The following is a 13218-nucleotide window of genomic DNA, read 5'->3' as shown; positions in this document are numbered from 1 at the left end:
GGCGGCACCTACATGACTGTGGTCAACGCCAGCGAACTGCGAGTGTGCAGCATTTATTCCACCCCATCCTTCATTTCTTTCCAAAAAAGATACCAACCAACAAGCACCCCGGCTTATGAAACTGTCGCGCCATTGGGTTCCGTAAGCGGACAACCCGAACCACACTGCGTTTGTGCTTCTGAGTCGTGCATTGAGCTACGGCACCCTGGTGACTTTCACGGTCGACGGCTCCAACCGCGGCTGTGCACAGCGTTTGGAGGCCAGACACCCGTGCCATACTTGGTCTCATACAGTTGAATTTCCTATCCGGCAACAGGGACCCCAATGACTAAAAAGCGCAAGCACATTGCCATCGTCGGCGGCAACTTCGCCGGTTTGACAGCCGCGACCAAGTTGTCGCGGCGCCATGCAGTCACCGTCATTGACGCGAGCAAACACTTCGAGTGGATGCCAAACATGCACGAACTCCTGTCCAGCGTGAAAACGCCCCAGGGGCTGCGGCTGGACCGTGCAGCCATCGTCAAGCAGGCGGGCCATCGCTTCCTGCGTGACCGTGTGACCGCGCTGCAGCCGCCACTGGGCCGTCTGGCCATGGCCGGCGGCCGCGAACTGGCCTTCGATGCCTGCATCGTCGCGGTGGGCGCGCTGTGGAACACGCATCACATCCCGGGAGCCGCCCGCCACGCCCTGCCGTTTCGCAGCGTCGACGATAGCCTGGCGGTTGCGCAGCGACTGCGCACGCTGTTGCAGCAGGGCAAGCCGCTGCGCATCGTGATCGCCGGTGGCGGCATCTCGGGCATTGAGGCGCTGGGCGAGATCCTGCGACGCCACCGTGACGACCCGAGCCTGTCCGTCGAGGTCATCGAAGCCGGCGCGCGCCTGCTGCCCGGCCTGCCAGCCGAACTGGATGCCGATCTGCGCCGCCTGTGCACGCCCTATGCAGTGAACTTTCGCACTGCCGCGGCGATTGCCAGTGTGTCGGCAAAAGGCGTGCGCCTGGCAGACGGCACGCGGCTGCGCTCCGAACTCACCTTGTGGACGGCCGGGCTGGCAGCGCCAGCGCTGTTGCGCGAAGCGGGCCTGGCGCTGCCACCACTGGGCTGGGCAGACGTGCACCCATCGCTGCAGAGCCGCCACTTCGACAGCATCTTCGTCGCCGGCGACGCGGCGGCGCTACCGCGAGCGGTTGCCAAGCAGGCCTACAACGCCATCGACATGGGTGCGCTTGCCGCGGCGAATGTTGAGCGCTTTCTGGACGGACGCGCGCTCGTGCCGTTCAAGCCGGCGCCCAAACCGGTGCTCATCGCCTTCGGCGATCTGCAAACCTACCTGATCGCGGGCCGCCACGTGCTCGCCGGCAAGGTGCTGGCGGGCGCGAAGGAAGGTGTCTACCAGGTGTTCATGTCGCAGATGGCACCAGAAGGCGCGCTGAGTTCGGTGCCAGCCGCCATCGGCCGGCTGTGGCAGGGCTGGCGCCAGCTCGCCCGGCCACAACTGCTGAGCCTGGCTGATCTCAAGCAGCTACCGGATCGACTGGCCATCAGGCTGCTGTAGCCTATTCGGGCAAGGGGTGGGCGACCATGGGACTTCCCGCAAGCGGGTGGTGGTGGCTGGTGGCGGATCAAGCCGCATGGGCGGCGGTTACTTCATCGATACGCGCCATCACGTCTGGCGTGAGCTTGGGCATCACCTCCAGGGCGCCCAGGTTTTCTGTCAATTGCGCAAGTTTTGAGGCCCCGGTGATGACAGTGCTGACGCGCGGGTTCTTGGCCACCCAGGCAATCGCCAACTGGCTCAGACTGCAGCCCAGCTCTGAAGCCACCGCGTTTAGTTGCGTGACCGCAGCGTTTTTGGCGGCATCCGTCAGGCCATTGACCAGAAAACCCATGCCTTCCAGGGCACCTCGACTGTCGGCTGGAATGCCGTGGCGATATTTGCCTGTGAGCAAGCCGCTGGCCAGCGGGCTCCAGGTGGTCAGGCCCAGACCAATGTCCTCATACAGGCGCGCGTATTCCTGTTCAACGCGACTGCGGTGAAACAGGTGGTATTGCGGTTGCTCCATGACCGGTTTGTGCAGGTGATGCCTGTCGGCGATGTCCCAAGCCGATTGAATCTCCTGGGCCGACCACTCGCTGGTGCCCCAATACAGGGCTTTGCCACGGGCAATCATGTCGCTCATGGCCCAGACAGTTTCTTCAATCGGCGTGTGGGGGTCGGGGCGATGGCAGTACACCAGGTCAATAAAGTCCAGCCCCAGGCGTTGGAGTGAGCCGTCTATGGCCTGGGACAGGTACTTTCGGTTGAGCGTGTCTTTTCTGTTTGCCGTCGGGCCTTCCTTGTGCAGGCCCCAGAAGAACTTGGTGGAGACGATGTAATTGAGCCGGGGCCAGTTCAGCGCCTTGAGGGCTTCACCCATGACCGTTTCGCTTTGGCCGCCGGCATACACCTCGGCGTTGTCGAAGAAGTTGATGCCGGCATCAAAGGCGGCGGCCATCATTTCACGCGCTGCGACAACATTCACCTGGTTGTGGTACGTGACCCAGGAGCCCAAAGAGAGTTCGCTCACCTGCAGGCCGCTGCGGCCCAAACGTCGGTATTGCATATATGTTCCTGATGGTTGTAAGGTAATCGTGAAGGTCTGGGCAAATCAGCATGTCGACAAGCTCCGACCCAATGAAGACGCCAAGTTTGGCACATTGGGGTGGCTGGTTTGCTCGGCAGGTCTTTTTGACCACCCGGCAGTCCCAGGACGGTGCAACATCTGCAGGCCGCCCATCACATCTCAGCGGGAACGACCATGACGACAGGGTGCCGGTGATGGCCGGCGGCAATGACCTGATCCGCCTGCTCGACCCCCAGAACCAGGTTGAACCCGGTGCCGGCAAGGCTACTTCACCAGTTGATTCAGCTGGATGATCGGCATCAACACCGCCAGCACAATCAGCATCACCATCATGCCCATGGCCACGATCAACAGCGGCTCCAAAAGAGTGGCGAGTTGCATGGCGCGGCGCTGGACCTCGGTGCTGAGCTGTTTGGCGGCGCGCTGCAGCATCAGCGGCAGCGTGCCGGTTTGCTCGCCCAGGCGCGCAAACATGGCCAGCAGCCCGGGGAAACGCTTTTTTTGCGCCAACGCCGAGGCCAGTGGCGCGCCCTCGCGCACCAGCACCAGGGCATCGAGCGCGTCGGTGCGCATGGCCCGGTTGGACAAGGTTTGCGCGGCGGCCTGCAGGGCTTTCAGGATGGGCACACCAGCCGAGGCCAGCATGGCCAGGGTGCTGGCAAAACGCGCCGAGTTGTAGCTGCGTGACATCTTGCCCAAAATCGGCAGATTCAGCAAGGCGGCGTCAAACTTTTCATGAACTTTGGGATTGGAGAGCGCCAGCCGCGCACCAAAACCGCCTGCGACCAGCGCCAGCAACAGCAGCCAACCGTAGCCACGCAGGAAAGCACTGGTGTTGATCATGATGACCGTCAGGAGCGGCAAGGCCCGTTTGCTGTTGGCAAACACGTTGGCCACCTGCGGCACCACGTAGGTCACCAGAAAAAGCACGATGGCAATCGCCACCAGCGACACGATGGCCGGGTAAAGCGCCGCGCCAATCAGTTTGGACTTGAGGGCATGCTGCTCTTCGAGGTCGTCGGCCAGGCGCTCCAGCACCAGGCCGAGGTTGCCGCTTTGCTCGCCGGCGCCGATCACCGCAACAAAGATGTCCGAGAACTCGCGCGGGTGCTGCGCCAGCGCCTTGGCAAACGGTGTGCCGCCATTGACCTCGGCGCGCAGGGTGGCGACCAATTCACGCTCAGGGGGTTTTTCGGCCTCGTCTGACAACGAGGTGAGCGCGCGCTCCAGCGGCAGGCCCGAGGACACCAGGCCGGCCAATTGGCGCGTCCAGATGGTCAGTTCGGTGGGGCTGAAAACCCGGCGTTGCCGCCAGGAATTGCCTGCATTGGATTTGCCGGCGGCATCCGCTTGCGCGCTGACGGGCTCCACCTTGAGCGGCACCAACGCCTGGGCGCGCAACTGGCCCCGCGCCGCTTTCGCCGAGTCGGCTTCGATCACGCCCTTGCGGGTGTCACCGGCGCTGCTGATGGCTTCAAAGGAATAAACAGGCATGAGGCAATGCGTCCGTGCGCCTAATCCCGCGTGACGCGCAGCAGCTCTTCGCGCGACGTGATGCCCTCATGCACCAGACGCTCACCATCTTCGCGCATCAGCACCATGCCCGAAGCGATGGCGGCGGCGCGGATGTCGGCCTCGGAGGCGCGGCTGTGAATCTGGGCGCGGATGGCGTCGTCAGTGACCAGCAGTTCAAACACGCCACTGCGCCCGCTGTAGCCGGTGTGGCCGCATTGGTCGCAGCCGACCGGGTGGTACTCGGCTCTGCTTGGAAAACTGGGGTCGGCGTTATTTGGGTCTGAGCCCAATTTGGTGACCTGCTTGCAATGCGGGCACAGCTTGCGCACCAGGCGTTGGGCCAGCACGCCCAGCAGCGATGAGCTCAATAAAAACGGCTCCACGCCCATGTCGGTCAGGCGCGTCACGGCGCTGGCGGCGTCGTTGGTGTGCAGCGTGGCCAACACCAGATGGCCAGTGAGCGAGGCCTGAATGGCGATTTGCGCGGTCTCGAAGTCGCGGATTTCACCGATCATGATGATGTCGGGGTCTTGCCGCAGGATGGCGCGCAAGGCCTTGGCAAAGTCCAGCTCAATCTTGGGGTTGACCTGGGTCTGCCCCACGCCGGCCAATTCATATTCAATCGGGTCTTCCACCGTCATGATGTTGTTGTGGGCGGCATCGAGCCGGCCCAGGGCGGCATACAGCGTGGTGGTTTTACCCGAACCGGTGGGGCCGGTCACCAGCACAATACCGTGCGGCTGGGTCACCAGGCGTTCAAAGCGGCGCAGCACCTCGCCTTGCATGCCCAGCGCTTCCAGGCTCAACTTTCCCTCGGATTTGTCCAACAAACGCAGCACGGCGCGCTCGCCATGGGCGCTGGGCAGCGTGGACACGCGCACATCGACCGCGCGGGTGCCAATGCGCAGGCTGATGCGGCCGTCCTGTGGCAGGCGGCGCTCGGCAATGTCGAGCTCGGCCATGATTTTCAGGCGCGAGATCAGCGCCGCATGCAGCGCGCGGTTGGGTTGCACGACTTCGCGCAGCGTGCCGTCGATACGAAAGCGCACGCTGGAGTGGCGCTCGTAAGGCTCGATGTGGATGTCGCTGGCACCGTCGCGCGCGGCCTGCGTCAGCAAGGCGTTGAGCATGCGGATGATGGGTGCGTCGTCCGAGGTTTCCAACAGGTCTTCAATGGCTGGCAGATCCTGCATCATGCGGGACAGGTCGGCATCACTTTCAACCTCACTGACCACCGCCGCCGCGCTCGACTCACCCTGGGCATAGGCGGCGCTGATGCGCTGGATCAGTGCGGCGGGCGTCTGCGTTTGCATTTGGCTGTGCGGGTATTTGCGCAGCACTTCACCCATGGCGCTGGGCGCAGACTGGGGGTGCACCAGCAGGGTGAAGGCGCCCGCGTCTTCTTCCAGCAACAGCTGGTGGCTGCGGGCAAAGGCATAAGGCAGGGGGTAACGCATGGACCGGCTCGACGATGGCGGATTATTGAACGGGATTGATCATGGGAACCGGTGTGCCAGTCACCGACCTGACCGGGGCGGGCGGCATCAACGGTGCCTCGTTGATGGGCACCATGATGCTGGGAATGGGCTGGGCATTTTGCAGGCCGGCGCGCATCAGGTCGTAACGGTCCATCGTGAGTTGGTCAGTGGCCAGCGAATCGCGCACCACCACGGGCCGCAAAAACACCATCAGGTTGGTTTTCTTGCGGCTGCGCGCCTCGGTCTTGAACAGGTTGCCGAACAGCGGAACGTCGCCCAAGCCGGGCACTTTTTCCTCGTTGCCCGAGTATTCGTCCTGGAGCAAGCCGCCCAGCACCACGATGGCGCCGTCTTCCACCAGCACGTTGGACTCAATGGTCCGCTTGTTGGTGGTGGGGCCATTGGCCGAGTTCAAGGTGGCGGCCAGCACGCTGGAAACCTCTTGGTAGATGGTCAGCTTGACGGTGCCGTTTTCGCTGATTTGCGGCTTGACTTTGAGCGTCAGGCCAACGTCTTTGCGCTCAATGGTCTGAAACGGGTTGACCGAACCATTGTTGCTGCCGGTGTTGGTGAACTGACCGGTCACAAAGGGCACATTCTGGCCAATCACGATCTTGGCCTCCTCGTTGTCGAGCGTCAGCAGATTGGGCGTCGAGAGCACATTGCCACTGCCGCTTTCCTCCAGAAACCGGGCCAGAAAACCCAGCACATAGACGCCGTTGGTCTTGGGCGCCGCGCCAATGTTCAGACCACGCGCCGGAGTGACAGCGCCGGTGGCGGCACCGGTGGCCAAGTCGATGATGTTTCGGCCACCGGCACCAAAATTGGTACCCAGCGCGCCAATGATGGCGTCGCCGACCGTGCCGATGGCACCCTGCCACTGGATGCCAAACTCAGCCGCCCGGTCGGCACTGACCTCGGCAATCAGGCTCTCGACAAACACCTGGGCTCGCCGGCCATCGAGCTTGTCGATGACCGCGCGCAATTGGCGGTATTGCGGCTCGGGCGCGGTGATGATGAGCGAGTTGGTGGCCATGTCGGCCTGAATCTGGCCGCCCGTGGTGGCCTGGACCGCGGCTGCGCCAGGCGCGCCCGGTGCCGCCGCAGCAGGCGCCGCACTGCCGCTCATGGCGGCGCGCAGGGTGGCCGCAATTTTGGTGGCATCGGCGTTTTTCAGATAAACCACATGGATATTGCCCGCCTCGTCATTGCCAACGCTCGCGTCAGGCTGATCCAGCCGCGCCACCAGCGAGCGCACCAGGGCCAGTTGCGCGCCATTGGCAGCCCGCACGATCAGCGCGTTGGCGCGCGGCTCGGCAATCAGCGTGGTCTTGAAGGATGTATCGGCCTGCCCCGCCGGCGCGCCCGAGGCGCTGGCGCCCAGCAGCCGCAGGATCAGCGGCGCCAGATCAGAGGCAATGGCGTGCTGCAGCGCGATGACCTCGACATCGGTGGCATTGGCCACGTCCATGGCGGCAATGATGCGGCCAATGCGGCGCAGGTTGTCGGCATAGTCGGTGATCACCAGCGAATTGCTGCCCGGGTTGGCATTGATGGTGTTGTTGGGGCTGATCAGCGGCCGCAACACCGGCACCAGATTGTTGGCCGATTCAAAATTGAGCTTGAAAATCTGCGTGGCAATCTGGTTGCCCGAGGGCAGTCTGCCTTCTTCGCCGTCCTGCATAGTCACGCCGGCGCTTTGCAACTTGGCATCGGCTTCTGGCACCACCTTGTACAGGCCGTCGGCGTCCACCAGGGTGTAGCCCTGCAAACGCAACGCGGCCACAAACTGGCCGAGGGCGGCAGCACGGCTGACCGGCTTGTCGGTCACCAGCGTCAAGGTGCCCTTGACGCGCGGGTCCACCACCACATTGCGCCCGGTGATGCTGGCAAAAGTGCGCGCCACCGCTTCAATATCGGCGTTGCTGAAGTTCAGCGTGACCGGCTCACCCACTCTGGCCGACCTGGCTGCTGTCTGGGCCAGCGCCTCCGGAGGCAACAGCGCCATGACGCCGGCCAGCAAGGCAACCACAGCGACAGAGGAAAGCGGGTGATGGGTTCTTGAAAAGTTCAATTTGGTCATGCTGGTTTAACCCACTTTGATGATGGAACGCGCGCCATTGCGCCGTCCAATAATGTTCAAAAGATTCGACAGGGCCGCCTCGTGCTCTGCCACCGCGCTGGCCTCGCCATTAAATCGCAACTGCCCTCCCACCCATTGGCCGCTGCCCGAGATTTGCAGGCTGCCTTGCAGCGTTGTCAAAGCCAGCGTGACCGGCGTACCCCCTGTCAGGCTGAAGCGGTAGCTGCCCATGGGGCGCAGCGTGGACAAGTGCGAGGACAGGTTCATGGCATCCAGTTGCACTGCCCCCGCCAGCAACAGCCGCCCCGCCGCCCAGTTCAGCTCCAGACCCCGCGTGCTCAGATGCAGATCGCCTTGCGGCTGGACGGTGTTCCAGGGCGTGCCCAGGCCAGCCAGTAAACCGGCCGGCCACTGCGACTGGGCATCGGACAGCGTGACTCGCAAGCCATTCCAGCGCGGCTGCAAGCGCATCGCCCAGGCTTGCTGCATGCAGCAGTCGGCATTGAGTTGCAGCCCGGCACCGGTCAGCGCCGGCGTCAGCTGCCAGTCCAGTCGCCCCGGCAGCGTGGCTGCCTCCTGGCTGCCCGCACCACCGGTGAGCGTGACCCGGGCCGAGCCCGTCCACACCGACCCGCGGGGATCGGTCAAAAGCACCTGGCCCTGGCTGCTCTGCTGCACCAGCGATGCCAGCCAGCGCGCCGGGGCAAACACCACCGCGCTCAACGCCAGCCCGATGAATGCACCCGCCAGCGCCCAGCGCCAGGGCGTGGATTTTTGCGCAGGTTTCATGGCCGCACATCCAGATTCAGCACCAGCGTGCCGTCCCAACTGCCAGCCGGATTGCGCACCAGGCGCGCTTCAACCGGCGCGGCGTGGGCGTTTTGCCGGGCTGTTGCGAGCCACTGGGCCAGCGCGCTGGCAGGGACCGCCTTGAGCGTGACCGTGACACGGTCAAGTTGTATGGCCATCTGCGCGGCGCCACCCAGCGGCTTCAGGGCGGCCTCCAGCGCCTGGCGCGACTCGTCTGCCGTGAGCACGGGCTGTGCCAGCAGCGCCTGGGCCTGGGCTTGCAGCCGCAGCATGCTCTGCAATTGCGCATCGAGCGCCCGATGTTGCAGCGGTGCCGCCTTGAGCACCGCCAGCGCCGGCGCCAGCGCCAGCCACCACAGCAAGGCCAGGCCGATCAACAGCGCTGCCAATACCACCAGGCGCTGCTCACGCCGCGACACAGCGCGCCAGCGGGTTTGCAGTGGCGTCAGCAAGTTCATGGCGTTGGCCCCGGTTTGATCACCCATTGCACGCCGTCCCAGGCGGCTGTCAGGCCCTGTTGCTTGAGTGCCAGGGCCACCCGCGCCTGCGCCTCAGGTGCAACGGCGGGCGCTTTGGCCCGCAATTCCTGGGATCCGTAGTCAATCGCGGTCAATGTTTGCGTGACGGGCAACTGAGCGCCCAGCGCCGCCAGCATGGCTTCCATGTCAGTGGCTGAGGCGGCACCGCTGGCGCGCTGCAGCGCCGCCACTTCACGCGCCATTTGCAGCGGCGCATCCACCACCACCGGTATTTTGGGGAAGGTGCCCGTCAGCACGGCGCGCACCGCCTGGCGTTTGGCTTGCAGCGCCGCCTGTTCACGCAAGGCCCAGGCGTTCAAACCCACCAGATTGACCAGCAACAAGACCACCAGGGCCAGCCGCGCGGCACGCCATTGCGGGGCACGCAGCAAGCTTTGGCCAAGCTGCATCACTTGCGCCCAAACCCGATCACGGCTGGCGTTGACCAGCTCGAACTGGGCCAGGTCCCAGGAAGTTTGCACTGCCCGCAGCAGCCGCTGGGGCCGCTGCTGCAACGTGACCGGGCGCTTGAACAGGCTCTCAGCCAGCGCAGCGACGGCAGGCTCGGCAACCACCTCAGGCAAATCACCCGTGCCTGCGAGCTCGCCCAGCCAGGCCACGGAAGCGGCGGTCAGGGGGCACAGCAGCAAATTGCCCCCCACGAGCATCGGCTGTTGTTCGTCGCCCGTCACACAAACTGTCTGTGCCAGCGCTTCAGGGGTGAATTCGGGCACGATGCGGCTGCTCGCAAAGCCCGCCTCGGCCAGCGCCTGCAAATGCGCCGCGAGCCAGGCCCGGTCGCACGCCACCACCCAGACCGGCGCCTCCACCACCGGCTGGGGCTGCAGCGCCAGGTGCAGCTGCGCCGGGTCGTCCAGCAGCCGCTCTTCCAGCAGACCGTCCAGGATGGCGCGCAAGCGACTGGCGCCGCGCTCGGCCATCAGTCCGCGCAACAGGCTGCCCCTGGGCAATTGCACCTGATGCCACGACAAGGCCGGCATCGGCAGCATGACCACCACCTCGGTCTGGCGCTCTGCGGGCAGCGGCAACAGGGCCAGCGGCACGCTGGCATACCCGGTGACCGCGCTGCCGTCAGCAGTCAGGACGTAGTCGTACAGCACAGTGGCGTCGGCACTGGCCGTGGGCAGGGTAATGATCAGGGAGGTCATGGTAAGTGAGTGCCGGTCATTGTATGGGTGGCGGGCCAGATTGAACCACCTCGCGCGTGCGGCTCAGCACTTTCACAACCATGCCATCACGCTGCAGCACCGAGGTTTCCTGCAACGTGGTCTGTCCCACCCGAAGCTGCCCGGTCACGCTGAAAAACCGTGAGGAGACGGCGTGCGAGCCGGCATCGAGTTTGATCGCCGAATTTTCGATGCGCTGCTCGGCATCCGCCAGCGTGCTCAGGTGTTTGGCATCGCGTGCTGCCTCCAGGCTGCGCGCCTGCGCCAGGTCTAACTGGGGAATACAGGCCATCAGCACCTCGGGCGCTGCCGTGTTGAGATTAACCGGGGTGCGCACCGGCAGCAGCGCGACGAACGGGCGCAAGACCTGCAGGGTGGCGGGCGACAAGCCCAGCCAGACCAGATCAGCCAGCGCTTGCGGACGCAAGGGTGCGCCTGCCGCAGCCTCCTTGTCGGCGTTCGGGGCGTGGGCCTGCAACAACTGCTGCGTCAACGCCGTCAACTCATTCTCAGGCAGCTTCAATTGCGTGAACAGGCGTGTCCAGGCCGCCAAGCTGGGCTGGTGCAATTTGCCGTTGTCAATCAGGTTGGTCACATTCAGGCGCGCCTGCAGGTCTTGCATGTTGCCCGCCAGGAAGGCGTCCTGCACCCCATCGGCGTCATCACCCACCAGCGCCTCGCCCTGCTGCGCAGCCAGAAAAGTGGTCAGTCGCGCCGGCGCCAGCGGCACCGCCCAGGGCTCGGACAGGTAGTCGGGGCCGCCCTGGCGCGCGTCTTCTCGCAAAATCAGACGCGCCCAGTCAAGGGCTCCGGTGAGAATCCAGGCCGACTGCACGCGAGTGCGCTGGGCCGCTTCCACCTCAACGCCGCGCCACTGCTGCCACAGCATGGCCGACGCCATGGTGGCGACCAGCACCACGGTCAGCATGGCGGTCAGAATGGCCGCACCGCGCTGCGTTCTCATGGGCTGCCGCCGATCTGGCCGCGCACCCAGTCACGCGTCAAAGTGCCGTTGATGGCCTGTCCGGGCGACAGCGTGAGGACCAGCCGCACGCCATCGGGCACATCGGTGATGGCGCCGGTTGGCGCCGGCGCGCTGTCGGCACCGGCCGGGCTGGCAGCTTCTGCCGAGCCCGCGCTGGACAGCGGATTGCTCCAGGCATTGCCGCGGTAATAGAAAATTTGCCACTGATCCAGCGCCACCGTGCGCACCTCGCGCAACAGATCATCGTCGCTGGGGGTTTGCGCCCAGGCTTGGGCCTTTTGCCAGGCCACATCCAAGGCGCCGCGCGTCAGCAACGGCGGCGACTGCCAGCGCAACCACTGGCCCTGACCGTCCATGCTGCGGCGCGCCCAGGCCACCACCCGCAAGCCCTCGCCCGGCTCGGTGCTGCTGCGCCTGACCAGGCGCAGCGCCCGGCCGTCCCAGTCCAGGCTGGGGGTGTCGGGCTGCACCGCCATGGCATCCAGATCGGCACCCCATTGCGCCAGCGTGGCCTGCAGCGCCAGCACATCATCAGACTGCTGCTGCAACCGGGTTTGGGCGCGGCTGACACCGTCCAGGCCGCGCCAGCTCAATACGGTCATCAAGGCCATCAGGCTGATCGCCACCAGCAGCTCAATCAGGGTAAAGCCCCGGCAGAACGCGGTGCGCCGCATCAGTAGCGCCCCACGATGGTGGTCAGGCGCCAGATCGGCATCTCGCCGTCCAGCACCCGGGCATCCACCCGCCTGAAATTGGGGTTGGGCGTGGGCCGCACCCCCAGCGCCACGCTCAGGGTGCGCCCGGCCTGCTCGCAGGCCACGCTGCTGTCGCCCACATCGGGCATCTGTTTGAGCAGGCGGATCTTGACCAGCTCGTTTTCAGCGCATAACTGCGCCAGCACCATGTCGGTCTGGCGCTGCGCATGCTGGGTAAGCGCCGCTGTGGCCTGCAAACCGGCCATCAGGGCAATGGCCACGATGGCCAGCGCCACCAGCACCTCAACCAGCGTGAAGCCACGGGCAAAACGGCTCACGGTGTTGCCGCCTGCACCGCAAATGGCCGCACGCCGTCGGTGGCCAGACGCAAACTTTTGGTCGGCTCGCCGCGCGAGAACAACAACACGGTTTGCGGCTCTATGATGGGCTCGGGGCCCAACAAGAGCGTGCCCGGCTGCGCTGACAAAAAAGACATGGGTGGCCTCGCTGCGCTTGCACCTGCAGCAACATCGACTCTGGCCGAGGTGTCCTGGTCCAGCCAGGCTTGGGGCAAATCGTCCTCTGGCCGCCCGGACGGCGGCAGCCCCTCAAACTGGAAGCCCTGCGCCGTGATGCGCCAGCGCACCGGCACGCCACTGACCTGCGAGCGCGCCCTGGCCGATTCGAACAAGGCCGACAGGCGCAAGGCCTCACGCTCCAGCTGGGTTTGGGTGCCATCCCGCATGGCCAAGCCAACACCGACGGAGGCCATGGCCACAATTGCCAGCACCACCAGCAACTCCAGCAGAGTAAAGCCGACCGCAGACCGACGCAGTCGGTGTGACAACTCAGGGCTGCCAGCTGCCAATATCCGCATCGCGGCCTTCACCGCCGGACTGACCATCGGCACCGTACGACATCACATCGACTTCGCCCTTGATGCCCGGGTTCAGATAAACATAGGACTGCCCCCAGGGGTCTTGCGGCAGCTTGTCCAGGTAATTCTTCCAGTTGGACGGTACCGGCGTCGTGGTGGGCTTGACCAGCAACGCCTGCAGCCCCTGCTCGGCGGTGGGGTAGCGCTGGTTGTCGAGCCGGTAGAGCTTGAGGGCCTGCATCAGGTTGGCGACATCGGTTTTGGCAGCCGTGACGCGCGCATCGTCGGCGCGGTCGAGCACGTTGGGCACGATCAGGGCCGCCAGCACCCCAATGATCAGCAACACCACCATCAACTCGATCAGGGTAAAGCCGCGCTGCAGGCGGCGCAAAAGCAAAGATGATTTTTTGTTCATGAGATCAATGTTGCCGTTTAAAAATGACAGGT

Annotated in this window: 13 protein-coding genes; 1 reads left to right on the top strand and 12 read right to left on the bottom strand. The window is 64.7% G+C overall.

From position 1 onward, the window contains the following. Nucleotides 1–324 precede the first annotated feature (324 nt). Complete coding sequence (locus GPS82_RS05000) at nucleotides 325–1554, top strand: FAD-dependent oxidoreductase (RefSeq protein ID WP_296491687.1); 1230 nt, start codon at nucleotides 325–327, stop codon at nucleotides 1552–1554. A 67-nt stretch (nucleotides 1555–1621) separates the two neighbouring features. Here the strand turns inward: GPS82_RS05000 and GPS82_RS04995 are convergent, their stop codons facing one another. From GPS82_RS04995 to gspG, 12 genes are all read right to left on the bottom strand, one after another. Then, entirely contained in the window at nucleotides 1622–2602 is a 981-nt protein-coding gene (locus tag GPS82_RS04995) for an aldo/keto reductase (RefSeq protein ID WP_296491685.1), read from the bottom strand. A 285-nt stretch (nucleotides 2603–2887) separates the two neighbouring features. Then, nucleotides 2888–4117 carry a type II secretion system inner membrane protein GspF gene (gene gspF, locus GPS82_RS04990; protein WP_296491683.1) on the bottom strand — a complete coding sequence of 410 codons (1230 nt, stop codon included), beginning with the start codon at nucleotides 4115–4117 and terminating at the stop codon, nucleotides 2888–2890. A gap of 20 nt (nucleotides 4118–4137) precedes the next feature. Beyond that, nucleotides 4138–5595: a type II secretion system ATPase GspE gene (gspE, locus tag GPS82_RS04985; protein ID WP_296491681.1), complete on the bottom strand. Its 1458-nt coding sequence runs from the start codon at nucleotides 5593–5595 to the stop codon at nucleotides 4138–4140. A 22-nt stretch (nucleotides 5596–5617) separates the two neighbouring features. After that, a complete protein-coding gene (gene gspD / locus GPS82_RS04980) occupies nucleotides 5618–7699 on the bottom strand; it encodes a type II secretion system secretin GspD (protein WP_296491679.1) in 2082 nt (693 codons plus the stop codon). Nucleotides 7700–7705: 6 nt separating this feature from the next. Further along, complete coding sequence (gspN, locus tag GPS82_RS04975; RefSeq protein WP_296491675.1) at nucleotides 7706–8488, bottom strand: type II secretion system protein N; 783 nt, start codon at nucleotides 8486–8488, stop codon at nucleotides 7706–7708. Beyond that, the gene (gene gspM, locus GPS82_RS04970; RefSeq protein ID WP_296491673.1) at nucleotides 8485–8967 is read right to left on the bottom strand and encodes a type II secretion system protein GspM; all 483 of its coding nucleotides are present in this window, start codon (nucleotides 8965–8967) and stop codon (nucleotides 8485–8487) included. Before gspM ends, gspN begins: the two co-directional genes overlap by 4 nt. Continuing rightward, nucleotides 8964–10196, bottom strand: a complete 1233-nt coding sequence (gene gspL / locus GPS82_RS04965) for a type II secretion system protein GspL (RefSeq protein ID WP_296491672.1) — start codon at nucleotides 10194–10196, stop codon at nucleotides 8964–8966. The genes gspM and gspL overlap by 4 nt, the downstream gene beginning before the upstream one ends. A 16-nt stretch (nucleotides 10197–10212) precedes the next feature. Continuing rightward, nucleotides 10213–11178, bottom strand: a complete 966-nt coding sequence (gene gspK / locus GPS82_RS04960; RefSeq protein ID WP_296491669.1) for a type II secretion system minor pseudopilin GspK — start codon at nucleotides 11176–11178, stop codon at nucleotides 10213–10215. Next, the gene (locus GPS82_RS04955) at nucleotides 11175–11873 is read right to left on the bottom strand and encodes a prepilin-type N-terminal cleavage/methylation domain-containing protein (RefSeq protein ID WP_296491666.1); all 699 of its coding nucleotides are present in this window, start codon (nucleotides 11871–11873) and stop codon (nucleotides 11175–11177) included. The genes gspK and GPS82_RS04955 overlap by 4 nt, the downstream gene beginning before the upstream one ends. Further along, nucleotides 11873–12232 (bottom strand): type II secretion system minor pseudopilin GspI, encoded by a 360-nt coding sequence (gene gspI, locus GPS82_RS04950; protein WP_296491662.1) that lies wholly within the window; start codon nucleotides 12230–12232, stop codon nucleotides 11873–11875. The genes GPS82_RS04955 and gspI overlap by 1 nt, the downstream gene beginning before the upstream one ends. Next, nucleotides 12229–12771, bottom strand: coding sequence for a prepilin-type N-terminal cleavage/methylation domain-containing protein (locus GPS82_RS04945; RefSeq protein WP_296491659.1), 543 nt, complete (start codon nucleotides 12769–12771; stop codon nucleotides 12229–12231). The genes gspI and GPS82_RS04945 overlap by 4 nt, the downstream gene beginning before the upstream one ends. Continuing rightward, nucleotides 12743–13186: a type II secretion system major pseudopilin GspG gene (gene gspG / locus GPS82_RS04940; protein WP_296491656.1), complete on the bottom strand. Its 444-nt coding sequence runs from the start codon at nucleotides 13184–13186 to the stop codon at nucleotides 12743–12745. The genes GPS82_RS04945 and gspG overlap by 29 nt, the downstream gene beginning before the upstream one ends. Between the last annotated feature and the right edge of the window lie 32 nt (nucleotides 13187–13218).

Origin of the sequence: Rhodoferax sp., assembly GCF_011391645.1 — a bacterium.
In the GTDB taxonomy this organism is placed as follows: Bacteria; Pseudomonadota; Gammaproteobacteria; order Burkholderiales; family Burkholderiaceae_C; genus Rhodoferax.
This window is presented reverse-complemented; position numbering and strand designations above follow the sequence as displayed.

Bases quoted from the DNA above. Each gene is read 5' to 3' on its own strand.
- GPS82_RS05000 (WP_296491687.1), top strand. From the start codon at position 325: ATGACTAAAAAGCGCAAGCACATTGCCATCGTCGGCGGCAACTTCGCC.
- GPS82_RS04995 (WP_296491685.1), bottom strand. From the start codon at position 2,602: ATGCAATACCGACGTTTGGGCCGCAGCGGCCTGCAGGTGAGCGAACTC.
- gspF (WP_296491683.1), bottom strand. From the start codon at position 4,117: ATGCCTGTTTATTCCTTTGAAGCCATCAGCAGCGCCGGTGACACCCGC.
- gspE (WP_296491681.1), bottom strand. From the start codon at position 5,595: ATGCGTTACCCCCTGCCTTATGCCTTTGCCCGCAGCCACCAGCTGTTG.
- gspD (WP_296491679.1), bottom strand. From the start codon at position 7,699: ATGACCAAATTGAACTTTTCAAGAACCCATCACCCGCTTTCCTCTGTC.
- gspN (WP_296491675.1), bottom strand. From the start codon at position 8,488: ATGAAACCTGCGCAAAAATCCACGCCCTGGCGCTGGGCGCTGGCGGGT.
- gspM (WP_296491673.1), bottom strand. From the start codon at position 8,967: ATGAACTTGCTGACGCCACTGCAAACCCGCTGGCGCGCTGTGTCGCGG.
- gspL (WP_296491672.1), bottom strand. From the start codon at position 10,196: ATGACCTCCCTGATCATTACCCTGCCCACGGCCAGTGCCGACGCCACT.
- gspK (WP_296491669.1), bottom strand. From the start codon at position 11,178: ATGAGAACGCAGCGCGGTGCGGCCATTCTGACCGCCATGCTGACCGTG.
- GPS82_RS04955 (WP_296491666.1), bottom strand. From the start codon at position 11,873: ATGCGGCGCACCGCGTTCTGCCGGGGCTTTACCCTGATTGAGCTGCTG.
- GPS82_RS04945 (WP_296491659.1), bottom strand. From the start codon at position 12,771: ATGCGGATATTGGCAGCTGGCAGCCCTGAGTTGTCACACCGACTGCGT.
- gspG (WP_296491656.1), bottom strand. From the start codon at position 13,186: ATGAACAAAAAATCATCTTTGCTTTTGCGCCGCCTGCAGCGCGGCTTT.